General features: G+C 63.0%; 20 protein-coding genes. 6 read left to right on the top strand and 14 right to left on the bottom strand.

The genetic code is table 11. From position 1 onward, the window contains the following. Positions 1 to 80: 80 nt before the first annotated feature. The 5 genes from miaA to VRB54_RS02325 are packed head-to-tail and all read right to left on the bottom strand — an operon-like array spanning position 81 to position 5723. Positions 81 to 1052 (bottom strand): tRNA (adenosine(37)-N6)-dimethylallyltransferase MiaA, encoded by a 972-nt coding sequence (miaA, locus tag VRB54_RS02345; RefSeq protein WP_338479382.1) that lies wholly within the window; start codon positions 1050 to 1052, stop codon positions 81 to 83. Continuing rightward, entirely contained in the window at positions 1052 to 2968 is a 1917-nt protein-coding gene (gene mutL / locus VRB54_RS02340; RefSeq protein WP_422396071.1) for a DNA mismatch repair endonuclease MutL, read from the bottom strand. Before mutL ends, miaA begins: the two co-directional genes overlap by 1 nt. Further along, positions 2968 to 4389 (bottom strand): N-acetylmuramoyl-L-alanine amidase, encoded by a 1422-nt coding sequence (locus tag VRB54_RS02335; protein ID WP_338479381.1) that lies wholly within the window; start codon positions 4387 to 4389, stop codon positions 2968 to 2970. Before VRB54_RS02335 ends, mutL begins: the two co-directional genes overlap by 1 nt. Before the next feature lie 15 nt (positions 4390 to 4404). Beyond that, positions 4405 to 4875, bottom strand: a complete 471-nt coding sequence (gene tsaE / locus VRB54_RS02330) for a tRNA (adenosine(37)-N6)-threonylcarbamoyltransferase complex ATPase subunit type 1 TsaE (protein ID WP_338479380.1) — start codon at positions 4873 to 4875, stop codon at positions 4405 to 4407. Further along, positions 4863 to 5723 (bottom strand): NAD(P)H-hydrate dehydratase, encoded by an 861-nt coding sequence (locus VRB54_RS02325; RefSeq protein ID WP_338479379.1) that lies wholly within the window; start codon positions 5721 to 5723, stop codon positions 4863 to 4865. Before VRB54_RS02325 ends, tsaE begins: the two co-directional genes overlap by 13 nt. A 63-nt stretch (positions 5724 to 5786) precedes the next feature. Here VRB54_RS02325 and queG point away from each other — a divergent pair, with 63 nt between their 5' ends. Further along, complete coding sequence (gene queG / locus VRB54_RS02320) at positions 5787 to 6854, top strand: tRNA epoxyqueuosine(34) reductase QueG (RefSeq protein WP_338479378.1); 1068 nt, start codon at positions 5787 to 5789, stop codon at positions 6852 to 6854. Here queG and VRB54_RS02315 read toward each other — a convergent pair. Together VRB54_RS02315 and orn are read right to left on the bottom strand one after the other, a co-directional pair. Then, positions 6848 to 7462: a trimeric intracellular cation channel family protein gene (locus VRB54_RS02315; RefSeq protein ID WP_057010242.1), complete on the bottom strand. Its 615-nt coding sequence runs from the start codon at positions 7460 to 7462 to the stop codon at positions 6848 to 6850. The genes queG and VRB54_RS02315 overlap by 7 nt on opposite strands. 139 nt (positions 7463 to 7601) lie before the next feature. Beyond that, on the bottom strand, positions 7602 to 8144 hold the full coding sequence (gene orn, locus VRB54_RS02310; protein WP_338479377.1) for an oligoribonuclease: 543 nt from the start codon (positions 8142 to 8144) through the stop codon (positions 7602 to 7604). 109 nt (positions 8145 to 8253) lie between these two features. Between orn and rsgA the strand changes: the two genes are divergently transcribed. Next, entirely contained in the window at positions 8254 to 9285 is a 1032-nt protein-coding gene (gene rsgA / locus VRB54_RS02305; RefSeq protein WP_003236258.1) for a small ribosomal subunit biogenesis GTPase RsgA, read from the top strand. Positions 9286 to 9441: 156 nt separating this feature from the next. On the opposite strand, the gene motB is transcribed toward rsgA, so the two are convergent. Next, positions 9442 to 10458, bottom strand: a complete 1017-nt coding sequence (gene motB, locus VRB54_RS02300) for a flagellar motor protein MotB (RefSeq protein ID WP_338479376.1) — start codon at positions 10456 to 10458, stop codon at positions 9442 to 9444. 3 nt (positions 10459 to 10461) lie between these two features. Further along, a complete protein-coding gene (motA, locus tag VRB54_RS02295; RefSeq protein WP_003236261.1) occupies positions 10462 to 11313 on the bottom strand; it encodes a flagellar motor stator protein MotA in 852 nt (283 codons plus the stop codon). Between the two features lie 166 nt (positions 11314 to 11479). Here motA and VRB54_RS02290 point away from each other — a divergent pair, with 166 nt between their 5' ends. The 3 genes from VRB54_RS02290 to asd are packed head-to-tail and all read left to right on the top strand — an operon-like array spanning position 11480 to position 14765. Then, a complete protein-coding gene (locus tag VRB54_RS02290; RefSeq protein WP_338481037.1) occupies positions 11480 to 13015 on the top strand; it encodes an HDOD domain-containing protein in 1536 nt (511 codons plus the stop codon). A gap of 57 nt (positions 13016 to 13072) precedes the next feature. Beyond that, a complete protein-coding gene (locus tag VRB54_RS02285) occupies positions 13073 to 13888 on the top strand; it encodes a rhodanese-like domain-containing protein (RefSeq protein ID WP_338479375.1) in 816 nt (271 codons plus the stop codon). A gap of 16 nt (positions 13889 to 13904) precedes the next feature. Beyond that, positions 13905 to 14765, top strand: coding sequence for an archaetidylserine decarboxylase (gene asd, locus VRB54_RS02280; protein WP_338479374.1), 861 nt, complete (start codon positions 13905 to 13907; stop codon positions 14763 to 14765). Positions 14766 to 14896: 131 nt separating this feature from the next. Here the strand turns inward: asd and serB are convergent, their stop codons facing one another. Continuing rightward, positions 14897 to 16111 (bottom strand): phosphoserine phosphatase SerB, encoded by a 1215-nt coding sequence (gene serB, locus VRB54_RS02275; RefSeq protein ID WP_338479373.1) that lies wholly within the window; start codon positions 16109 to 16111, stop codon positions 14897 to 14899. A 132-nt stretch (positions 16112 to 16243) separates the two neighbouring features. Between serB and VRB54_RS02270 the strand changes: the two genes are divergently transcribed. Next, positions 16244 to 17776, top strand: coding sequence for an AhpA/YtjB family protein (locus VRB54_RS02270; RefSeq protein ID WP_338479372.1), 1533 nt, complete (start codon positions 16244 to 16246; stop codon positions 17774 to 17776). 192 nt (positions 17777 to 17968) lie between these two features. Here the strand turns inward: VRB54_RS02270 and VRB54_RS02265 are convergent, their stop codons facing one another. The 4 genes from VRB54_RS02265 to parE all read right to left on the bottom strand — a co-directional run bounded on the left by VRB54_RS02265 (position 17969) and on the right by parE (position 24090). Next, positions 17969 to 18679, bottom strand: coding sequence for a PqiC family protein (locus VRB54_RS02265; RefSeq protein WP_057010234.1), 711 nt, complete (start codon positions 18677 to 18679; stop codon positions 17969 to 17971). A gap of 173 nt (positions 18680 to 18852) precedes the next feature. Next, complete coding sequence (gene parC / locus VRB54_RS02260; protein WP_338479371.1) at positions 18853 to 21117, bottom strand: DNA topoisomerase IV subunit A; 2265 nt, start codon at positions 21115 to 21117, stop codon at positions 18853 to 18855. 73 nt (positions 21118 to 21190) lie between these two features. Next, the gene (locus tag VRB54_RS02255; protein WP_338479370.1) at positions 21191 to 22186 is read right to left on the bottom strand and encodes an esterase-like activity of phytase family protein; all 996 of its coding nucleotides are present in this window, start codon (positions 22184 to 22186) and stop codon (positions 21191 to 21193) included. Further along, complete coding sequence (parE, locus tag VRB54_RS02250; RefSeq protein WP_338479369.1) at positions 22186 to 24090, bottom strand: DNA topoisomerase IV subunit B; 1905 nt, start codon at positions 24088 to 24090, stop codon at positions 22186 to 22188. Before parE ends, VRB54_RS02255 begins: the two co-directional genes overlap by 1 nt. Between the last annotated feature and the right edge of the window lie 27 nt (positions 24091 to 24117).

Here is a 24117-nt window from a genome sequence, read left to right as displayed (position 1 = left end):
AAGGATCAATAATTAAAAAATCGGAAAATGGGTAGCTTATGGCCGTCACACCCCCAAGGATAGACGGCAATTGCAAGGACTCAGCTCAATATGGAGACCGACCCCAGGTATTTCAAGGCGCGTGACAGATTGTCGCTGTCCAGGCTGTCCAGCCAGTGCAAATCGCTCCAGCTGCGCAGCCAGGTGAACTGGCGCTTCGCCAATTGGCGCGTGGCGATGATGCCGCGCTCCTGCATGTCGGCTGACGTCAGCTTGCCATCCAGATAATCCCAGACCTGGCGATAGCCGACAGCGCGTATCGAAGGCAGCCCGGCATGCAGGTCACCTCGGGAACGCAAAGCTACGACCTCGTCCACAAACCCCTGTTCCAACATAATCGTGAATCTTTGCGCAATTCGTTCATGCAGCACCTGGCGATCTGCCGGGGCAATGGCCAGATTCGCGACAGTATAGGGCAATTGTGATTGACCCGACGCGTCTGCATCAGCACTTTGCGCAGTTTGTTTCAGCCTGTGTTCAGTCATGGTCTGGCCGCTCACACGCCAGACTTCCAGCGCGCGCGTGAGGCGCTGCGGATCGTTGGGGTGAATGCGCGCGGCAGACACCGGGTCCACGGCCGCCAGTTGGTCGTGCAGGGCTTGCCAGCCAAGGCGGGCAGCGTCGTTCTCAAGTTCGGCGCGCACCTGGGCGTCGGCGGGCGGCATGTCGGCGAGCCCTTCCTGCAAAGCCTTGTAGTAGAGCATTGTGCCGCCCACCAGCAGCGGGATATTGCCCCGCGCGGTGATGTCGGCCATGGCTGCCAGGGCGTCAGTGCGAAAATCCGCAGCCGAATAGCTCATCGACGGGTCGAGGATGTCGATCAGGCGGTGGGGATGCTCGGCCAGCACTGCTTTAGAAGGCTTGGCGGTGCCGATATCCATGTCCCGGTAAACCAGGGCAGAATCAACGCTGATCAGCTCGCACGGCAGCACCTTGCTCAGCTCGATGGCCAGGTCGGTCTTGCCGGCGGCCGTGGGGCCCATCAGAAAGATCGCGGGGGGCAAGGCACTCATCAGCGGCCGCGCAGGAACAGTTTGTCCAGATCGTCCAGGCCCATCTGGGTCCAGGTCGGCCGGCCGTGGTTGCACTGGCCGCTGCGCTCGGTGTTTTCCATGTCGCGCAGCAGGCCGTTCATTTCCGGCAGGGCCAGACGGCGATTGGCGCGGATCGCGCCGTGGCAGGCCATGGTGCCGAGCAATTCATTGATGTGCGCCTGGATACGGTCACTGGTGCCATATTCCATGAGGTCGGCCAGCACGTCGGCCACCAGGCGGTTGGCCTCGGCCTGTTTGAGCAGCGCAGGAATCTGGCGGATCGCCAGGGTTTCCGGGCCCAGGCGTTGCAGTTCAAAACCGAGTTTCTGGAACACGCCATGGTGCTCTTCGGCGCAGTCGGCTTCCCGCTGGCTCACGGCCAGGGATTCGGGGACCAGCAGCGGCTGGCCGCTCAGGCCTTCGCTGGCCATGGCGATCTTGAGGCGCTCGTACATGATTCGCTCGTGGGCGGCGTGCATGTCCACCAGCACCAGGCCGTGGACGTTTTCCGCGAGGATGTAGATCCCCTTGAGCTGAGCCAGCGCATAACCCAGCGGCGGAATATCACCGCCACCTTCGGGCAACGCAACGGCGGCGCCCGGCTCGGCACCCGGCAGCGGCGCGAAAAATTCGCGATAGGCCGCCTGAGCCTCGGCCACCGGCACGGTCGATTGCGGGCGCGGCGTGTATTGATACTGATAGCCTGCGCCAGCACCCGAGCCCGGCGCGGTGTAAGAGGGCTGTGGCTGTGGCGATTGCAACAGGTTGGCCGCCAGACTCATTTCGCCTTGCGGGCCGAACTCGCCGGCCTCGGGGCCGGTCGGCCGCACCACCGCCGTCACGATCGGCGCCGACAGCTGATCGTCCGGGCGCACATCGCCCAGGGCACGATGCAAGGTGCCATACAGGAAGTCATGCACCATGCGCCCATCACGGAAGCGCACTTCATGCTTGGTCGGGTGCACATTGACGTCGACCACCGACGGGTCGACCTCAAAGAACAACACAAAGGTCGGATGCCGACCGTTGAACAACACGTCGCGATACGCCTGACGCACCGCATGCGCCACCAGCTTGTCGCGCACCGCACGGCCATTCACGAAGAAATACTGCAAGTCCGCCTGGCTGCGCGAGAACGTCGGCAGGCCCACCCAACCCCAGAGGCGCAGGCCGTTGCGCTCGATTTCGATCGGCAGCGCCTGCTCCAGGAAACCCGCGCCGCAGATCGCCGAGACCCGCCGGGCACGCGCGGCATCGTCATGGGCTTCGTGCAGGCTGAGGATGGTCTTGCCGTTGTGACGCAGGTGAAACGCCACGTCAAAACGTGCCAGGGCCAGGCGCTTGATGACTTCCTGCAGGTGATCGAATTCGGTTTTCTCGGCCTTGAGGAATTTGCGCCGGGCCGGGGTGTTGAAAAACAGGTCGCGCACTTCCACCGACGTACCCACCGGATGCGCCGCCGGCTGAACGCGCGGAGCCATGTCGCGACCTTCGGTTTCCACTTGCCAGGCCTGTTCGGCGTCGCGGGTGCGCGAGGTCAGGGTCAAGCGCGCCACGGAGCTGATCGACGCCAGGGCCTCACCGCGAAAACCCAGGCTCATCACCCGCTCCAGGTCTTCGAGGTCGCGGATCTTGCTGGTGGCGTGACGGGCCAGGGCCAGTGGCAGGTCATCCGAGGAGATACCACTGCCATCGTCGCGTACGCGCAGCAGCTTGACGCCGCCCTGCTCCACGTCGACGTCGATGCGCTTGGCGCCGGAGTCGATGCTGTTTTCCAGCAGCTCCTTGATCACCGACGCCGGGCGTTCAACCACCTCACCGGCGGCAATCTGGTTGGCCAGGCGCGGGCTGAGCAATTCAATGCGCGAGCCACTGTTCAACAAGGACTCGCTCATTACTGTGCCGCCAATTCAGTGCCGGGGATGGTCAGCACCTGGCCGACTTTCAGTTCGTCGCTCTTCAGGTTGTTGGCACTGCGCAACGTGGCAGGCGACACCTGGAAGCGCACCGCCAGCATGGCCAGGGTGTCGCCGGGCTGCACGCGATGGTCGCGCGGCCCCTGGGCGATTTTGCCGGAATCACGCAGCCAGGCAATATAGGTGCCCGGCGGCGGATTCTGCTGGAAGAACTGCCGCACGCCGGCGCTGATGGAACGCGCCAGGGCCTGCTGATGGCTGGCACTGGCCAGCTTGGAGGCTTCGTTGGCGTTGGAGATAAAGCCGGTTTCCACCAGGATCGAAGGGATATCCGGTGATTTCAACACCATGAACCCGGCCTGCTCCACACGCTGTTTATGCAGCGAGGTGACCCGGCCGATGTTGCTCAGGACTTTCTGGCCGACGTTGAGGCTGGAGGTCAGCGAGGCGGTCATCGACAGGTCGAGCAGTACGCCGGCGAGCATCTTGTCCTTGTCGTCGAGAGACACGTTGCCGGCCCCGCCGATCAGGTCGGAACGGTTTTCACTGTCGGCCAGCCAGCGCGCCGTTTCGGACGTGGCGCCGCGATCGGACAGGGCAAACACAGAGGCGCCAAAGGCGGCGCTGGACGGCGCAGCGTCAGCATGGATCGAAACGAACAGGTCGGCGCCCTTCTTGCGCGCGATTTCCGTACGGCCGCGCAGCGGAATGAAGTAGTCGCCGGTGCGGGTCAGCTCGGCGCGATAGCCTTTCATGCCGTTGACCTGGCGCTGCAGCTCGCGGGCGATGGCCAATACCACGTCTTTTTCATGCTGGCCGCGCGAGCCGGAGGCCCCCGGGTCTTCACCGCCGTGGCCGGCGTCGATCACCACAATAATGTCGCGCTTGCCCGGCGGCGCGGGCGGCGGCGGCGGCAATTTAACCTGCGGTTGCGACGGGTTGACCGGCACCGCAGGCACCGTCGCCACGCTCGGCGTCGGCGCAGGCGTCGGGTTGGCGTCGGCGGCATTGTCGAACAGGTCGACCACCAGCCGGTTGCCGTACTGGGCGTTGGGCGCCAGGGAAAAACTTTTCGGGGTCACGGCCTTTTTCAGGTCGATGACCACGCGCAAGTCGGTGGGCGTGCGCTGGGCCGAGCGCATGGCAGTGATCGGCGTATTGGCGGTGGACACCTTGAGCGGTGCGGCCAGGGTCGCGCCGTTGATGTCGATCACCAGGCGATCAGGCGCCGCCAGGGTAAAGACGCTGTGCTGGACAGGGCCAGACAGGTCGAACACCAGTCGCGTGTTATCCGGTGCTCGCCACAGGCGAACACTTTTCACCTGTGAAGCAGCCAGAGCATTGACAGTCATTGCCGCAAGCAACACTCCCACGACAGCAACCAACGCGCGAAAGCGCATACCTAACCCCACCAATTATTTGAATTCCAAAGCCAAAGCGGCGCACCACGACTGGCCACGCGCGCTCTGGGGCAACAACTTCAGCTGACGTCCTGTTTCATGCGGCGTAATGGTAATGGTCATGTCCGGCTTTGGCAAAAAGCCTGCACCTTTATCTGGCCACTCGATCAGGCACAGCGCATCTTCGTCGAAGTAATCACGAATGCCCATGTATTCCAGCTCTTCGGGGTCGACCAGGCGATACAGATCGAAGTGAAAGGCGCGCACGTCGCCGATCTCGTAGGGTTCGACCAGCGTAAAGGTGGGACTTTTCACCGCGCCAACGTGCCCCAGCCCACGAATAATCCCCCGTGACAGCGTGGTCTTGCCCGCGCCGAGGTCGCCTTCGAGGAAGATCAGCCCGGCGCCTGCCGTGACGGCGGCGATACGATTCCCAAGCGCCACCATGGCATCTTCATCGGCCAGGAACAGGGTTACGTCAGACACGGCGACTGCTCCTCCAGCAATTGACGAATGGCGGGGATCAGGTCGCTGGCCGCCAGCCCGCGACCGAAGGTGCCTTGGCGATCACCTGCCGTAGCGTGCAGCCACACCGCCAGGCAGCTGGCGTCATAAGCCGGCATGCCCTGGGCCAGCAATGCACCCACCAAGCCGGCCAATACATCACCCAGACCGGGCGCAGCCATGGCGGGATGGCCCTGGTCACAGCGAGCAACGTCCCCATCGGGGGTTGCAATCAGACTGCCAGCTCCTTTGAGAATAACCACGGTATTTAATGTGCGGCTCAGCGCGAGTGCCGCATTGAGGCGATCAGCTTGAACCTCGGCGGTGGTAATGCCCAGCAAACGCGCGACCTCGCCCGGATGGGGGGTGATCACGCAATTGGCCGGCAAGTCGACATGGCCTGCAGCGAGCAGGTTCAGTGCATCCGCGTCCCACACCTGCGGCAGTTTGGCGTTGGCCGCCACCGACAACAGGCTTCTGCCCCAGGCTGATTCGCCCAGGCCAGGACCCATGACGATGACCGAGGTTTTTTCCAACAGGCCCATCAACTGGTTGGCCGAGCTCACGCCCAGCGTCATGACCTCCGGCAGTCGTGCCAGCGCGGCCGGCACATGCTCAGGCCGGGTCGCCAGGGAAACCATGCCGGCGCCGCTGCGCAGGGCGCTTTCGGTGCTCAGCAGCGCGGCGCCGCCAAAGCCATGGTCGCCGCCAATCACCAGCAGATGGCCAAACTGGCCTTTATGGGCATCCGGGGAACGTGCAGGCAGTTGCGGCAAATTGCCGGGCAACAGTGGCTGAACGTCGGTTATTTCGTCTTTTGTCTGAGGCATGCGTCTTCAAGCTCCGATGTCTGGCAGAATTATACCCATCTAACCCGTGGTTTCCCGTGTCTCATGCCCGCCATTACCTCCGATCTGCCCGCACTCGCCCAATCGATCAAAGACTGGGGCCGCGAACTGGGCTTCCAACAAGTGGGCATCAGCGGCCTGGACCTCGCCGAGCATGAGCAGCACCTGCAACGCTGGCTCGACGCGGGCTATCACGGCGAGATGGACTACATGGGCGCCCATGGCAGCAAACGCTCCCATCCCGATGAGCTGGTGCCGGGCACCCTGCGCGTGGTGTCGCTGCGCATGGATTATCTGCCCGGCGACACCCAGATGGCTCACTTGCTGGCACAGCCGGAAAAAGCCTACATCTCGCGTTACGCCCTGGGCCGCGACTACCACAAGCTGATTCGCAAGCGTGTGCAGCAACTGGCCGACCGCATCCAGGCGCAGATCGGCCCGTTCGGCTTTCGCGCCTTTGTCGACAGCGCGCCGGTGCTGGAAAAAGCCATCGCCGAACAGGCCGGCCTCGGCTGGATCGGTAAAAACACCCTGGTGCTCAACCGCAAGGCCGGCAGCTACTTTTTCCTCAGCGAGCTGTTCGTGGACCTGCCGCTGCCGGTGGATGCGCCCCACAGCACCGAACATTGCGGCCGCTGCACAGCGTGCCTGGATATCTGCCCGACCAATGCCTTCGTCGGCCCCTACGTACTGGACGCCCGGCGCTGCATTTCCTACCTCACCATCGAACTCAAGAGCGCGATTCCCGAGGACCTGCGCCCGCTGATCGGCAACCGCGTGTTTGGCTGCGATGACTGTCAGATCGTTTGCCCCTGGAATCGTTTCGCCCGGCCCACCGCCGAAAGCGATTTCAAGCCACGGCACAATCTGGATAACGCAGAACTGGCCGAACTGTTTCTGTGGGACGAGGACAGATTCCTCAGCAGCACCGAAGGCTCACCGCTGCGGCGCGCCGGTTATGAGCGCTGGCTGCGCAACCTGGCAGTGGGCCTGGGCAATGCGCCGTCGAGCATTCCGGTAGTGGAGGCGTTGAAGGCACGGCGCGATTACCCTTCAGAGCTGGTGCGCGAACATGTGGAATGGGCGCTCAAGCAGCACGCCGGACGTCAGTGAACGTCGTCGTTATAGACGAACTTGGGCATTTCCCAATGAAAGCGGATCGCCAGCAGGCGCAACAGAAAACCGCTGAACAGCGTCAGCAGAATGGCCTGTTCGCTGGGTAACTCGAGGTAAAGGCACAGCAGGTAGAACCAGGCGGCAAGAAATGACACGCTGGCGTACAGCTCACGGCGGAACACCAGCGGGATGTCGTTGCAGAAGATGTCCCGCAGGATGCCACCGAACACCCCAGTGATCACGCCACTGACCGAAGCTACCAGCATGCCGTGGCCCATTTCCAGGGCGGTCATGCAGCCGATCAGGGTAAAAGCCACCAGCCCCACGGCGTCCAGCGCGAGAAACAGCGAGCGCAGGCGGCGCATCAGCGGTGCGGCAAAGATCGTCACCAGCGCGGCGATCGAAGTCAGTATCAGGTATTCCGGGTGTTTGACCCAGGTCAGCGGGTAGTGGCCGAGCAACACATCGCGCACCGAACCACCCCCCAGCGCCGTGACACAGGCGATCAGCACCACGCCAAACCAGTCCATGCCGCGCCGACCGGCGGACAGGGCGCCGGTCATGGCTTCGGCGGTAATGGCGATGAGGTAGAGCATCAGCAGCATGCGGGCGGTCCTTGCATGGGCATCAAAGGTGACCGAGTCGCGTCCATCGGGAGCAAGCCCCCTCCCACATTTGACTGCGTTCGCACATCAATGTGGGAGGGGGCTTGCTCCCGATAGCGCCAGGCCAGTCAATACATCTTCAAGCCTTGATGAAATGCTTGCGGTAATGCAGCAACTCGGCAATCGACTCGCGAATATCATCCAGCGCCAGATGCGTGCTGCCTTTATGGAAGCTGTCTTTAACCTCGGGCGCCCAGCGCGCGGTCAGCTCCTTCAAGGTGGACACATCCAGGTTGCGATAGTGGAAGTAACTCTCCAGCCCCTTCATGTGGGTATAGAGGAAGCGACGATCCTGGCAGATGCTGTTGCCGCAGATCGGCGACTTGCCCTTGGGCACCCACTTTTCCAGAAACGCGATGGTTTCGGCTTCGGCTTCGGCCATGCTGATGCGGCTGTCGCGCACGCGCTGGGTCAGCCCGGAGTTGCCGTGGGTGCGGGTGTTCCACTCGTCCATGGTGGCCAGCACCGCGTCGCTGTGGTGGATGGCGATCACCGGACCTTCGGCCAAGGTGTTGAGGTTGCTGTCGGTGACAATCGTCGCCATCTCGATGATGACGTCGGTGTCGGGGTCCAGACCGGTCATTTCCAGATCGATCCAAATCAGGTTCTGTGGGTTCAGCATGGCTTGATTCTCTTGGCACCTTGGCGTAGGCCGCGCAGTTTAGCAGGCGGCGGCGTGCTAGACTCGCGACCGTTTTACCCTATCTTTGCATTATCGACACGGAACACCAATGGCCAAACGCCAGCTCAATCGTCGCCAAAACTGGCGCATCGAAAAGATTCAAGGCGAACGCGCCGCGCGCGCCGCCAAACGTGAATCCTCCGCCGTGGAAGCGCTCGAGGGCGGCGACCTCGGCCCGGAACAGACGGGCCTGGTGATCGCGCACTTTGGTGTGCAGGTCGAAGTGGAGGCGCTGGAAGGCGAACTCGCCGGCTCAGTGTCACGCTGCCACTTGCGCGCCAACCTGCCGGCGCTGGTCACCGGCGACAAGGTCGTGTGGCGTGCCGGCAACCAGGGCATCGGCGTCATCGTCGCGCAACTGCCGCGCACCACCGAGCTGCGTCGTCCCGACAGCCGTGGTCAGCTCAAGCCGGTAGCGGCCAACGTTGACATGATCGTGATCGTGTTCGCCCCGCTGCCCGAGCCCCATGCCAACCTGATCGACCGCTACCTGGTCGCAGCCGAGCATGCCGGCATTCGCCCGCTGCTGCTGCTGAACAAATTCGACTTGATCGACGACCAGAACGCCCCCGCGCTCAACGCACTGCTGGCGGTGTACCGCACCCTGGGTTACCCGGTGCTGGAAGTGTCGGCCCATCACGGCGACGGCATGGAACAGCTGCAACAGCAGCTGGACGGGCGTATCAGCGTGTTCGTCGGCCAATCGGGCGTGGGCAAGTCGTCGCTGGTCAACAGCCTGCTGCCGGAAGTCGACACCCGCGTCGGCCCGCTGTCGGAGCTGTCCGGTCAGGGCACGCACACCACCACCACCGCACGCTTGTTCCACTTCCCGGGTGGCGGCGAACTGATCGACTCCCCTGGCATTCGTGAATTCGGTTTGGGCCACGTCAGCCGCAGCGATGTGGAAGCGGGCTTCATCGAGTTCAACGACCTGATAGGCACCTGCCGCTTCCGCGACTGCAAACACGACCGCGAACCTGGGTGTGCGTTGCTCAAGGCACTGGAAGACGGACGTGTGCAGCAGCAGCGGATGAACAGCTATCGGTCGATTATTGCGAGCTTGCCTGAGAGCAGTTACTGAACGTATTGGCGAGCGGGCTTGCCCCGCGCCGGGCTGCGCAGCAGCCCTCATCCAAACGGCTTATTTATTCCAGAAATGATTCATCAGGCTTTGGGGCTACTGTGCAGCCAAACGCAGGACAAGCCTGCTCGCCACAATAAGCCAAAGCCTATGTAGCTACGACCCCGTCCCAGGCACCGTCGGATCCTTCACCCCACCATCATCGAACAAATTCAGCTTCTGGCGCAGTTCATGGGCCGGTAACGGCTCCTGCCCCGGCGCAATCGCATTCGGGTCGGTGGGCACTTCACCCGGTGCGCCTTCACCCTGGACGGGTGCCGGTGGCGGCTGGTCGCCTTCAATCGCGCGCTGGGCCTTTTTGGTCAGTACGACGATATCGATGCGACGGTTGACCGGATTGAAGGGGTCCTTGTGATCAAACAGCTGCGAGGAGGCAAACCCCACCACGCGCGCCACTTGCGGGTCCGGGTAACTGCCGGCGACCAGCGCACGCCGGGCGGCGTTGGCGCGGTTGGCCGACAGCTCCCAGTTGCCGAAGTCGCCCTGGCCCGCGTAGGGCTTGGCGTCGGTATGGCCGCTGATGCTGATCTTGTTCGGCACCGCCTTGATGGTGTCGGCCATGGCCAGCAGGATGTCTTCAAAGTACGGTTTGAGGCGCGCGCTGCCGGAGTCGAACATAGGCCGGTTGGCGGCGTCGGTGATCTGGATGCGCAGGCCTTCCGGGGTGATCTCGAACGAAATCTGATCCTTGAACTTGAGCAACTGCGGGTTTTCTTCGACCTTGTTCTGCAACTCCTGCAGCAACAGTTCGAGGCGTTCCTGCTCAACCTGTTCGGCCATGCTCTCGACGGTGTCGCGCTCCACGGGAATCTTGTCCTGCGGCGATTCGGTCTGCACCTCCGGGTTGATGGTGCGCTCCGGCGCCAACTGCGGTGAGCCGCCCAGGTCGATCACAAAGGGCGTGCCGCTTTCCGAGAAGCCGATCGGGTCCTTGAAGTAACCGGCAATGGCGATCTTCTGTTCCGGCGTGGCGGTGGACATCAGCCACAGCACCAGGAAGAACGCCATCATCGCCGTGGCAAAGTCGGCGAAGGCGATCTTCCAGGCGCCACCATGGTGCCCCGCAGCGAAGCGCTTGACGCGCTTGATGATTATCGGCTGGTTGTTTTCCATGGCTTAGCGACCGCGAACCGCTTGCTCCAGCTCGGAGAAACTCGGGCGATGTTTGGGGTAGAGCACCTTGCGCCCGAATTCCACGGCCAGCGACGGCGGCATGCCGGACGCCGACGCCACCAGGCTGGCCTTGATCGCTTCGTACAGATTCACTTCTTCCTTGGCGTCGTGGGCCAGGCAGGTAGCGAGCGGACCGAAGAAGCCGTAGGCCGCCAGGATACCGAAGAAGGTGCCCACCAGCGCCGCACCCACGTGCATGCCAATCGCCGCCTGATCACCTTCGCCGAGGGAAGCCATGGTCACCACGATGCCGAGCACTGCCGCAACGATACCGAAACCGGGCATGCCGTCGGCGACGCCGGTCACGGCATGGGATGGATGCTCCAGCTCTTCCTTGAGGCTGAACAGCTCCATGTCGAACAGGCCTTCCAGCTCATGGGGAGCCATGTTGCCGGAGGACATGATGCGCAGGTAATCACAGATATAGGCGGTCAGGCGCTCGTCCTTGAGCACCGTCGGGTACTTAGCGAAAATCGGGCTGGCCGCGGCGTCTTCGATATCGCCTTCAATGGCCATCATGCCCTCGCGACGACTCTTGTTGAGGATCTCGTAGACCAGCCCCAGCACGTCCAGATAGAAGGTGTGAGAAAAGCGCGAGCCGAACATGCCCACCGATTTCTTGATCACGTGCATGGTCATGTAGCCGGGGTTGGCCTGCAGGAATGCGCCAAACGCGGCACCGCCGATAATCAGCACTTCGAAAGGCTGGATCAACGCGGCAATTTTACCGTGGGACAAGACGTACCCACCGAGCACACTTGCGATGACGACAATGATGCCGATAATTTTAGCCATAGGGGATCTGTACTTGCGCCGTCGGGTTCATGGACATAGTGGGTGCAGCTGAAAACTCTTGTTCTACTTATCGGCAAAACTGCGCCAGACTATAGCCCGTTAAGGCGAAAAGCCAACTCAGCCCGTTCCGGGCACCTTGAACGCAAGTGATGATCGCGCCCCAATGATGGCTAATGAAACCAGCGTCCCAAGTGCCAAACCCACCACCCTCGCCGCCTGGATCAAGCGCCTGGACGATGTGCTGCTGCCCGTGCCGCAGGCCGCCCATGAGCGCGTGTGCAAGGCCATTCGCGACAGCCGCAGTTCGTTGCGAGATATTGCCGAGCTGATGCAGAACAGCCCGGCGCTGGTGCTCAGCGTGATGCGCGAAGCCAACAGCCACACCCAGGGCAGCATGACGGAACCGGCGGAAAACCTCGAAGTGGCGCTCAACCGCCTGGGCCTCAAGCGCGCCGAAGAACTGCTCGCGCGGCTGCCCTCGGTGCCCGCTCAGGACATCCCGCTGGCCTTGCGCCAATTGCTGCTGGTGAGCCAGCACGCGTCCCAACAGGCCAGCGGCTTGTTCGCCAGCCGCCTGGCGCGCCTGTGGCAGGACATTCATTGGGGCAGCCTGCTGTTTCTGTCACCGCTGTGGCCGATGGCCGTGGCCTATCCCAAGCTGCTGGAAGAATGGGAGCTGCGGGTCATCCATAAAGGCGAGAGCGCCCGCGCGGTGGAACAACAGGTGTTCGGCGTGCGCCTTCTGGACCTGTGCCTGGGCCTGACCGAAGCCTGGCACCTGCCGGTCTGGGTGTCCCAGGGTTATACGTTGCTGCGCAACGAGAAACGCCTGCTGGTCAAAGCCTTGCGCATCGCCCGCGAGGATGACGCACTGCGCCACCAGCAATTGCTCGACGCCGAGCCCAACCTGCGCCGCTGGCTCAACCAGCCGGCCAATACCGTGCTGCTGGCCAACGGCCTGGCGATGTCGGCCCAGGAGTCCTGGACCTGCCCGCACGCCGAGCGCTGGCAATACCTCACCGCGCTGTACCTGCAACAGCCGCTGGCCGATGTGCAGCAACAGGCTCACCAGCAGGCCGTCACCAGCGCCCGTACCACCTTGATGCCCGACCTCTGGCACCCGGCGCTGTCGCTGATCTGGCCGTGGCATGTGCAGAAGGTCCATCGCGGCCTGCTGCCGGCGCCACCGCCCACCGCCGAAGCCCTCGCCGTGTGGCGCAGGCACTGCACCGAGCTGCTGTTGGAGCCGAGCCGCTTCGCCAACGCCATGCACCTGACCACCTGCGCCCGGGACGCGCTGGTGGCCAGCGGCATGCAGCGGGTGATGCTGATGATGACGGATCGCGCCCAGAGCACCTTGCGCGTGCATCAGGTTGACGGCCTGCCCCGGGACGCGGCCAACCTGAGCCTGGACGTGGTCAACAGCACGCTGCTGCAGCGCTTGCTGGAGAAGTCCGCCCAGGTGCGCCTTACGCCCGACAACCATGCGCAATTCTCGGCCCTGCTGCCGCCGATCCTGCGCCGCCTGTTCGCTGGCGAACACCTGCTGCTGCGCTCGCTGAGCTGCAATGGCAAGGTGGTGATGCTGATGATCGCCGACCAGGGCGGCGGGCCGTTTTCGGAAACCACCGTGCAGGCCTTCGGCAAAACCGCCCAATGCGTCGAGAAAGCCCTGCACTGCTTTACCAACCGCAGCGCCTGATGCTTGCGCTACAATCGCCCTCCTTTATCACCCACTTTTGTGCCCAGGAGACCTCACATGCCTGACTTCTCTGGCTTGCCGCTGGTGATCGAGTCCAGCGACCTGCTTGGTCAACTGGATGCCGAGCACCTGATTGTGGTGGACCTCACCAGTGCCGCCCGCTACGCCGAAGGGCATATCCCCGGCGCGCATTTCGTTGACCCCAAGCGCACCCAACTGGGTCAGCCACCGGCACCGGGCCTGCTGCCGGACAAGGCCGAACTGGAAAAACTGTTCGGCGAACTGGGCCACACCCCGGACGCCACCTACGTGGTGTACGACGACGAAGGCGGCGGCTGGGCCGGGCGCTTCATCTGGCTGCTCGACGTGATCGGCCACCAGAAGTACCACTACCTCGATGGCGGCCTGTTGGCCTGGCTGGAAGAACACTACCCGCTGTCCACCGAGGTGCCCGCCCCGGCCGGCGGCCCGGTCAGCCTTACACTGCACGACGGCCCCACCGCCACCCGCGAATACCTGCAAAGCCGTCTCGGCGCTGCCGATCTGGGCATCTGGGACGCACGCGGCCCGCTTGAGTATTCCGGCGAAAAGGTGCTGGCAGCCAAGGGCGGGCACATCCCCGGCGCCGTCAACTTCGAATGGACCGCCGGCATGGACAAGGCGCGCAACCTGCGCATTCGCCGCGACATGCCGCAGATCCTCGAAGACCTGGGGCTTACCCGCGACAAGGAAATCATCACCCACTGCCAGACTCACCACCGCTCTGGCTTCACCTACCTGGTGGCCAAGGCGCTCGGTTATCCGCGAGTCAAAGGTTATGCCGGTTCCTGGGGCGAATGGGGCAACCACCCCGACACCCCCGTTGAGATTTAAGGTTTAAGGACAGTTAATGAAAAAGCAGTTGTTTATCCTCAGCCAGTACTTGCTGCCGCACCACTTGCTGTCGCGCCTGGCCGGCTGCATTGCCGAGTGCCGTGTGCGCTGGTTCAAGAATGCCTTCACCACCTGGTTCGCCAAGCGCTATCAGGTGGACATGTCCCAGGCCCTGGTGGAAGACGTGACGGCTTACGAGCACTTCAACGCCTTCTTCACCCGTGCGTTGAAAGACGGCGCGCGCCCACTGGACCAGACGCCGGGCGCGGTGCTGAGCCCCGCCGACGGCGCGGTCAGCCAGCTTGGCCCGATCGAACACGGCCGGGTCTTCCAGGCCAAGGGCCACAGCTTCAGCGTGCTGGAGCTGCTGGGCGGTGACGCGGCCGCGGCTGCGCCGTTCATGGGCGGTGACTTCGCCACCGTTTACCTGTCGCCGAAGGACTACCACCGGGTGCACATGCCACTGGCTGGCACCCTGCGCGAGATGGTCTACATTCCGGGGCGCATCTTCTCGGTGAACCAGACCACCGCCGAAAACGTGCCCGAGCTGTTTGCGCGTAACGAACGTGTTGCCTGCATTTTCGACACAGAGCGCGGCCCGATGGCGGTGGTGCTGGTCGGCGCGATGATTGTGGCGTCGATTGAGACCGTGTGGGCCGGGCTGGTTACACCGCCCAAGCGCGAGCTGAAAACCTTCCGTTATGACGAAGCCGCACGGGCGCCGATTCATTTGGAGAAAGGCGCTGAATTGGGCCGCTTCAAGCTGGGTTCGACGGCGATTGTGCTGTTTGGGCCAGACCAGGTGAAGTGGGCGCAGGGACTGGTGGCCGGCTCGCCGGTGCAGATGGGCCAGGGTATCGGCTCACCCAAAGCCTGACACCGCTCTGAATGTGGGAGGGGCTTGCTCCCGATAGCGGTGGGTCAGTAACCGATGTGCTGGCTGAACCATCGCTATCGGGAGCAAGCCCCCTCCCACACTTTTACTGCATGTCTGCAGTTGGAAACCGCTTAAACCTGCCCGTCGCGTTCGCGAAAGCCCAGCAGATACAACACCCCATCCAGCCCCAGCGTCGAAATCGCCTGTTTGGCCGACTGCTTCACCAACGGCTTGGCGCGGAACGCCACACCCAGGCCAGCAATCGCCAGCATCGGCAAGTCATTCGCGCCGTCGCCCACCGCAATGGTCTGTTCCAGTCGCAAACCTTCCTTGTGCGCCAGCTCCCTGAGCAAATCCGCCTTGCGCTGCGCATCGACAATCGGCTCGACCGCCACGCCGGTCACCTTGCCGTCCACCACTTCCAGCTCGTTGGCAAACACATAGTCGATGCCCAGCTTGACCTGCAATTGCCTGGCAAAGTAGGTGAAGCCGCCGGACAGGATCGCGGTCTTGTAGCCCAGCCGCTTGAGCTCGGTGAACAGGATTTCGGCGCCTTCGGTCAGGCGCAGCGAAGCGCCGATGGAGTCCAGCACGCTGACATCCAGCCCTTTGAGCAACGCCAGGCGTTCCTTGAAGCTGGCGCGAAAATCCAGCTCGCCGGCCATGGCACGCTCGGTGATGGCCGAGACCTGTTCACCCACGCCGGCGGCCTTGGCCAGTTCGTCGATGACTTCCGCCTCGATCAGCGTGGAGTCCATGTCGAACACCGCCAGACGGCGGTTGCGCCGGTACAGCGAGTCTTCCTGGAAGGCGATATCGATATTCAATTCCTGCGCCGCACTGAGGAACTCAGCACGCAGGGCCTGCGGGTCGGCCGGTTCGCCGCGCACGGAGAACTCGATGCAGCCCTTGCCCAGGTCGGTCGACGTGTCCAGGGGCATGCGCTGCGACAGGCGGTCGATATGGTCGATATTCAAGGCGTGATGGGCGGTGATCGCGCTGACGCGCTGCAACTGCTCGGCCGTGACCTTGCGGCTCAGCAGCGTAACGATGTGGCGCTTATCACGCTGGCCGTCCACCCAGTGCTGGTAGTCCGCTTCGGACAGCCAGGTGAAACGCACCTGTTGATCCAGTGTTTGTGCGGTAGACAGGATTTCCGTACGCAGGGCTGCGGCCTGTTCTTCGCTCGGGACTTCCACCAGGATGCCGAACGACAGGGTGTCGTGAATCACGGCCTGGCCGATGTCGAGAATGTTCACACCACCCTGGGCCAGAACGCCGGTAATGGCCGCGGTAAGACCCGGGCGGTCAACGCCGGTGATGTTTATCAGGACAATTTCGCGCAAGGCGCACCCCCAGGCTGGAAAAAACCGCATTCTACCCACTTTCAGTGACCATCGGGCACAGCGAGCGCTTTGCCGGTACAGGGCCTGTCGCTATACTGCGCGTCAACTTCACGGACCAAGAGCCGAGCGCAAGTGAACCGGCCCACGCCAGTAAAAACCGATAACTTCTTCCTGCTGATCTTCCGGGCACTGCGCCATCGCCGTGTGCCGATAGCATTACGCATCGCCAGCCATAACGTGATCCTGGTCGCTCTGGCCCTGGTGATCTACGCCTGCGTGATGGGCTTGCAGTTCAAGCAGGCCATGCACGAGCAGGCTGACGCCCTGGGCGAGAGCCTGACAACCCAGACCGCCACCTCGGCGACCGAGCTGCTGGTGTCCAACGACATCCTCAGCCTCAACGTGCTGCTCAACAACCTGACCAAGAACCCGCTGGTGGCCCATGCCGCCATCTACAGCGTGGACAACCGGATCATGGCCGAAGCCGGGCAACGCCCGAAGAACGGCCTGCTGGGCGAAGCCGAAGGTCTGTACCAGAGCAATATCACGTTTCAGGATGTGAAGGCCGGCCAGTTGCGCATCAGCCTGGACATGCAGCAATTCCAGCAGCCGATGACCATCAGCCTGCAAAGCATGGGCATCCTCAGCGCGATTCTGCTGGCGCTGGCGCTGGCCTTGAGCCTGCGCCTGGGGCGGCATATCTCCACGCCGTTGATGCAACTGCGCATCTGGCTGCGCGATATCGACGAGCACACCCCGGCCACCGACCGCCAGGATGAAATCGGCGACCTCGCGCGCCAGCTCCACGCAAGCTTTGCGCCCGAACCCGTGGTGCCCGAGGTTGAACCCGAGCCCGAATACGACGACACCGATTACGACGACGAACCCGAGTTTGAAGTACGCGACCTGCGCGACCCAGGCTTCGACGAAAGCGCCCCGGTCGCGAGCGCCAAGCCAGCACCGCGCCAGGTGATCAGGGCCCAGGAAGACGAACTGGACGACGAAGACCCGTTCGCCGACCTGCGCGATACTTCGGCTGACAGCCCTGCCGTGGCGCCAAAAGCGGCGGTGGTGAAAAACACCGAACCGCAGCACAGCGCCGTACTGGCCGTGCAACTGGGCTCCCAGGAGCAACTGCGCCGCCTGCCCCGCGCACGCCTGACCGAACTGCTGGAACGCTACCGCGATTGCCTCGATCAGGCTGCCTCGTTGTACCAGAGCGAACTGCACACCCTGAACGACGGCAGCACGCTGATGCTGTTCCACAGCGAAGACAGCGGTGAGGACTACCTGACCAATGCCATCTGCTGCGGTGAGCTGCTGCGCGCCCTGGGGCATGAACTGCAGATCGAAGTGGCTGACAGCGGCATCACCCTGCAATTGCAGCTGGGCCTGACGGTCGGCGACGATCTGTTCGGCATGAGCCAGATCGACTTGCTGCTGACCGAAATCGCTCAGGATGCGCTGGCACTGTCTCAACACAGCCGCAACCTGCTGCTGGTGGAACGCAAGATCAGTGAAGACGGGCTGATCCGCCAGCGCGCGCGCATCCGCCCGATTGCCAGCCCAGAGGGAGCGAGCTGCGTGGAGCGGTTGATGGAGCCGTACCCATCGATGCTGGAGCGGCAGCTGGCGCGGATGCATGAGACCCGCAGCAAGCCCTGAACAACACGGTAAAACCAACATGTGGGAGGGGGCTTGCTCCCGATAACGGTGTATCAGTCACCGATGAGTTGACTGAGTGACTGCTATCGGGAGCAAGCCCCCTCCCACATTTGGCCAGGGGCAAGGGCTTGAATCCTGGCCAAACAAAAGGCCCGCTTACTCAGCGGGCCTTTTTGTTGGAGCGGTTTTGGCTTAGAACCTGAACACTTCCATATCCGTACGAATCGGCGTGGCCATCGGCATCTTCGGCTTTTCCGGCGCGGCCGGCTTGGCCTGTGCGGGTGCCTGCCTGCGCGTGGCTTCGGCAATTGGCGGCTGGTTGGCCAATGGCTTGAGAGCCACCGACAACTGCTGCGCCAACTGCTGCAACAACACGCCCTGGGCCTGGACCTGGGACGCCGTGGTGCCGGCATGTTCTTCCTGCAGATGCACGATGCGGTTATCGCGCACCTGACCACGGCGGTCGATCAAACGCCACTGCGCATCGAGGATCGCCGGCTGCGATTTGCCGGAGTCAAGCCGGGTGATGGTCAACAGCACTTGCACATCCGGGGTGAAGCCGGTGGGCGCAGGCGCCAGCACCACACGCTGGCTGTCGAGCTGACCGGCCACCTGGCGCAGCATCAACTGGTTGATGTCGGACGACAGGCTGCCCGCCCAACGACCATCCAGGGAACCTTGCAGGCTACCGTCGTTCTGACGTTGCAGCAGGGTTTCGCGTTGCAGGTAGTCGGCAACCACCACCGGACCCAGTAATACAGCCATGCCAGCAGTTTGTGCCGGCTGAGCCGGACTTCCGCTGTCCAGCTGGTACAGCGAAACCGGTTGGTGCGTGCTGCAACCCGCCAGCCCCAACAGGCCAGCGAGCATCAAAAATAGAGGAAGGCGTGGAGCAGTCATCATCCCATCCAGGTGGCTGCCACAAGGCGAACCACAATGTAATACTAAAAATAACCTAAACACGCTCGGCCACGCCGGCGCTGGAAAGGCCATATCATCCGTGAATATGCGCCATGACTCCAGCGCCAAAGCACCGATCTACCGGTTAAATCGTAGATCAAGGGCTCTAAACCGCGTTAAACGGGCGTTTCCACGAGCAAAGCATCCACACGCTGGAAGCCACGTGGCAATTTGTTACCACGGCGACCCCGCTCCCCCTTGTAATGTTCCAGGTCGTCAGGGCGCAGCGACAACGTGCGCTTGCCGGCCTGCAGCACCAGGGTAGACCCTTCAGGGATCACCGCGATGTCGGTCACGTACTCTTCGCGACTGGCCACCCGCTCCCCTGGAATACCAATGATCTTGTTGCCCTTGCCTTTGCCCAACTGCGGCAAATCGCTGATCTTGAACACCAGCAGACGCCCTTCGGTGGTCACCGACGCCAACCAGTTGCTTTCGCGATTGTCCACCGGACGCGGCAGAATCACCTTGGCGTTGTTCGGCAAGCTCAGCAGCGCCTTGCCCGCCTTGTTCTTGGCCTGCAGGTCCTCCCCCTTGACCACGAAACCGTAGCCGGCGTCGGACGCGATCACATACAGCGAGTCGTCATCGGGCAGCAGCACACACTCGAAATTCGCCCCCGGCGGCGGCGTCAGGCGCCCGGTCAGCGGCTCGCCTTGCCCGCGTGCAGACGGCAAGGTGTGGGCCGGCACCGAATAGCTGCGCCCCGTTGAGTCGATAAACACCGCAAACTGGTTCGAACGCCCGGCCGCAGCGGTCTTGAAGCCATCGCCGGCCTTGTAGGACAGGCCGGTGGCGTCGATATCATGACCCTTGGCGGAACGAACCCAACCCTTTTCCGACAAAACGACGGTAATTTTCTCGTTCGGCAACAGCTCGGTTTCTGTCAGGGCTTTGGCCTCGGCGCGCTCGACAATCGGCGAGCGGCGGTCGTCGCCGTAGGTTTCAGCGTCCTTGATCAGCTCGCTGCGCACCAGCTTCTTGAGCTTGGCTTCGCTGCCCAGCAGCGCTTGCAACTTGGCCTGTTCCTTGAGCAGCGCATCCTGCTCGTCGCGCAGCTTCATTTCTTCCAGTCGCGCCAGCTGGCGCAAGCGGGTGTCGAGGATGTAGTCGGCCTGGATCTCGCTCAGTTCGAAACGCGCGATCAGCTCGGCTTTCGGGTGCTCGGCGGTACGGATGATATGGATCACTTCATCCAGGTTGAGGTAGGCGATCAGCAAACCGTCCAACAGGTGCAGGCGGCGCTCGACCTTGTCCAGGCGGAATTGCAGGCGGCGACGCACGGTCTGCACGCGGAACTCCAGCCATTCCACCAGCAGGTTGCGCAGGTTTTTCAGCTGCGGCTTGCCGTCCAGGCCGATGATGTTGACGTTGACCCGGTAGCTGGACTCCAAGTCGGTGCTGGCGAACAGATGCTGCATCAGCACTTCATGATCGACCCGGCTGTTGGTCGGGATGATCACGATGCGGCACGGGTTTTCGTGGTCGGACTCGTCACGCAGGTCGGCAACCTGCGGCAGTTTCGACGGTTTGGCCTGCATCAGCGCGGCAATCTGCTCCAGCACCTTGGCCCCGGAGACCTGATGCGGCAGCGCGGTGACGATAATGTCGCCATCTTCGACGTGGTACACGGCGCGCATGCGCACCGAGCCCTTGCCGGTCTCATACATCTTCAGCAGGTCGGCGCGCGGCGTGATGATTTCCGCTTCGGTCGGGTAGTCCGGGCCCTGAATATGCTCGCACAGCTGTTCGACCGTGGCCTTGGGCTCATCGAGCAGACGCACGCAGGCGGTGGCGACTTCGCGCAGGTTGTGCGGTGGCACGTCAGTGGCCATGCCGACCGCGATGCCGGTGGTGCCATTAAGCAGGATATTCGGCAAACGTGCCGGCAACACCAGCGGTTCGTCGAGGGTGCCGTCGAAGTTCGGCCCCCAGTTCGCCGTGCCCTGGCCCAGCTCGCTGAGCAGCACTTCGGAATAGCGCGACAGGCGCGCTTCGGTGTAACGCATGGCCGCGAAGGACTTGGGATCATCCGGCGCCCCCCAGTTGCCCTGGCCGTCCACCAACGTGTAGCGGTAGCTGAACGGTTGGGCCATCAGCACCATCGCTTCATAGCACGCCGAGTCGCCGTGGGGGTGGAACTTGCCGAGCACGTCACCGACGGTACGCGCCGACTTTTTGTGCTTGGAATCGGCGTCCAGGCCCAACTCACTCATGGCGTAGATGATGCGCCGCTGCACGGGCTTGAGGCCGTCGCCGATATGCGGCAGGGCCCGGTCCATGATCACGTACATGGAGTAGTTGAGGTAGGCATTTTCGGTGAAGTCAGCCAGCGATCGGCGTTCTACGCCGTCTAAGCTGTCTGCGAGGATGTCACTCATGCGGGCCTCATCATGGTCTGGTAAGGCGCGGTGGCAAGGCCACTGCGCCGGGTCAATTCAAGTGTTTGGTGGTTCATGGCTGGGCACTCCAGCCACCGGCCGGGGCGGCAAAACGGTAGACCACCGGGCGTTTTTCACCATCGGCGCGCGGGCCGAAGTTGTTGTCGATGCCCAACCAGGCACCGTCTTCATCAATTACCAGGGCTTCGGCCAGGCCATAGGGCTGGGCGTAGCGCCGCTCGGGCTTGAGGGTTTCGTCGGCAAACGACCAGCACAGCTCGACCTTGGCCGTAACCGCGTCACGCCGGCAGATCTGGAACGCATTGCGTTCAAGGGTGAACAGCTTGCCCTTGAACAGCGCCAGGTCGGCAAAATCCCTGGACACCGCCTTCGCGTTGGTGAACTGGGCCGGCTGCACTTCCTGGCCGGCTTCGCTGAGCAACACGCAGGCGCCGTCACAGTCCCACAGGCTCTGCGGGCGCTTGATGGACATCAGCCCGCGCCGCTCACGCTCAGCGGCGAGCCAGATCTGGTTGCCCTCGGGGTTCACGGCCAGGCCTTCAAACAGCGCGTTGAAGTGCAGCAACATGCCGCTGGCCCGCGCTTCGCGCACCATGCGCGGGGCGATCTGCAGCCATTGCGGCGCACCTTCCACCGGTACCTGCAGCACCGCCGCATGGGCTTCGCTGACGATGTAGCGGTTACCTGCGGCATCGCAGCTGATGCCTTCAAAATCCAGGTCGCCGCCGCGAATGAACGACGCCGCCGTGGTGCGCGAGCGCAAGCCCCAGGGCAAACCGGACTCGGGCACCGGTGGCACCTCGATCTTTACCGTTTCGGCCTGCCACACGGGCGCGCTGATATCCAGGCGATAGATCTGCTCATCGTCGCGGTCGGACACCGTCCATAAATCCTTGCCGCACAACGCCAGGCCCGACAGGTTACCGCCGCGCATGCCGTCCACGGCATGCTCGGATACCAGTTTGAGCTCAGCCACGGGGGCGGCCAGCGCGTCGCTGGCCGCCAGCCCGCTCATCATCAGGATCGCCAGGGCGATGCCTGTGCGCATCAGCCCAGCACCTCGGCCAGGTTGCCTTTGGATTCCAGCCAGGCTTTGCGATCCGGAGCCCGTTTTTTCGCCAGCAACATGTCCATCATTTCCGACGTGCCGGCGAAGTCTTCCAGGGTCAACTGCACCAGACGCCTGGTGTTGGGGTCCATGGTGGTTTCGCGCAGTTGCGGCGGGTTCATTTCGCCCAGGCCCTTGAATCGCGTGACCTGTGGCTTGCCGCGTTTCTTCTCGGCCACCAGGCGGTCGAGGATACCGTCGCGCTCGGCTTCGTCCAGTGCGTAGAAAATCTCCTTGCCCAGGTCGATGCGGTACAGCGGCGGCATGGCGACGTACACGTGACCGGCATCCACCAGCGGGCGGAAGTGCTGCACGAACAGCGCACATAGCAGGGTGGCGATGTGCAGGCCATCGGAGTCGGCGTCGGCGAGGATGCAGATCTTGCCGTAGCGCAGCTGGCTCATGTCCGCCGCGCCGGGGTCAACGCCGATGGCCACGGCGATGTTGTGCACTTCCTGGCTCGCGAGCACTTCGCTGCCATCGACTTCCCAGGTGTTGAGGATCTTGCCGCGCAACGGCAGGATTGCCTGGAATTCCTTGTCTCGCGCCTGCTTGGCCGAACCGCCGGCGGAGTCACCCTCCACCAGGAACAGCTCGGAGCGCATCGGGTCCTGCCCGGCGCAGTCGGCCAGCTTGCCGGGCAGTGCCGGGCCCTGGGTAATGCGCTTGCGCTCGACTTTCTTGCTGGCCTTGAGGCGACGGCCGGCGTTGTTGATCGCCAGTTCCGCCAGGGCCAGGCCCAGCTCCGGGTGTGCGTTGAGCCACAGGCTGAAGGCGTCCTTGACCACACCGGAAACAAACGCCGCCGCTTCACGGGAAGACAGGCGCTCCTTGGTCTGCCCGGAAAACTGCGGTTCCTGCATTTTCATCGACAGCACGAACGCGATGCGCTCCCACACGTCTTCCGGCGCCAGCTTCACACCGCGCGGCAGCAGGCTGCGGTATTCGCAGAATTCGCGCATGGCATCGAGCAGGCCCTGGCGCAACCCGTTGACGTGGGTGCCGCCCTGGGCCGTGGGGATCAGGTTGACGTAGCTTTCCTGCACACTGTCGCCGCCTTCGGGCAGCCACAGCAGCGCCCAGTCGACCGCTTCTTTATTACCCGCCAGGCTGCCGCAGAACGGTTCGTTGGGCAGGCGTTCGAAGTCGCTGACGGAATCTTCGAGGTAGGAACGCAGGCCGTCTTCGTAATGCCATTCGACCTTCTCGCCGGTGCCTTTGTCTTCAAAAATGACCACCAGGCCCGGGCACAGCACGGCCTTGGCCTTGAGCACGTGTTTGAGGCGGCTGATGGAGAATTTCGGCGAATCGAAGTATTTAGGGTCCGGCGCGAAGTACACGCTGGTGCCGGTGTTGCGCTTGCCGACGGTGCCGACCACTTGCAGCTCGGTGGCTTTGTAGCCATCGGCAAAGGTCATTTCGTACTCGTTGCCATCGCGCTTGACCTTGACCCTGACCTGCGTGGACAGGGCGTTGACCACCGAAATGCCCACGCCATGCAGGCCACCGGAGAACTGGTAGTTCTTGTTGGAGAACTTGCCACCGGCGTGCAGCTTGGTGAGGATCAGCTCGACGCCCGACACGCCCTCTTCGGGGTGAATGTCCACCGGCATGCCACGACCGTCGTCGGACACTTCCAGGGAATGGTCGGCGTGGAGAATCACGTGCACCGACTTGGCGTGCCCGGCCAAGGCTTCGTCGACGCTGTTGTCGATGACTTCCTGGGCGAGGTGGTTCGGCCGACTGGTGTCGGTGTACATGCCGGGGCGTTTGCGCACCGGGTCGAGGCCCGAGAGGACTTCGATGGCGTCTGCGTTATAAGAGCTAGCGCTGGGAGTGGCCATGGGGTCTCGTCTAGAGTCTTGCGATTA

The sequence above is a fragment of the Pseudomonas trivialis genome (assembly GCF_036864995.1).
Lineage (GTDB): Bacteria > Pseudomonadota > Gammaproteobacteria > Pseudomonadales > Pseudomonadaceae > Aquipseudomonas > Aquipseudomonas trivialis.
This window is presented reverse-complemented; position numbering and strand designations above follow the sequence as displayed.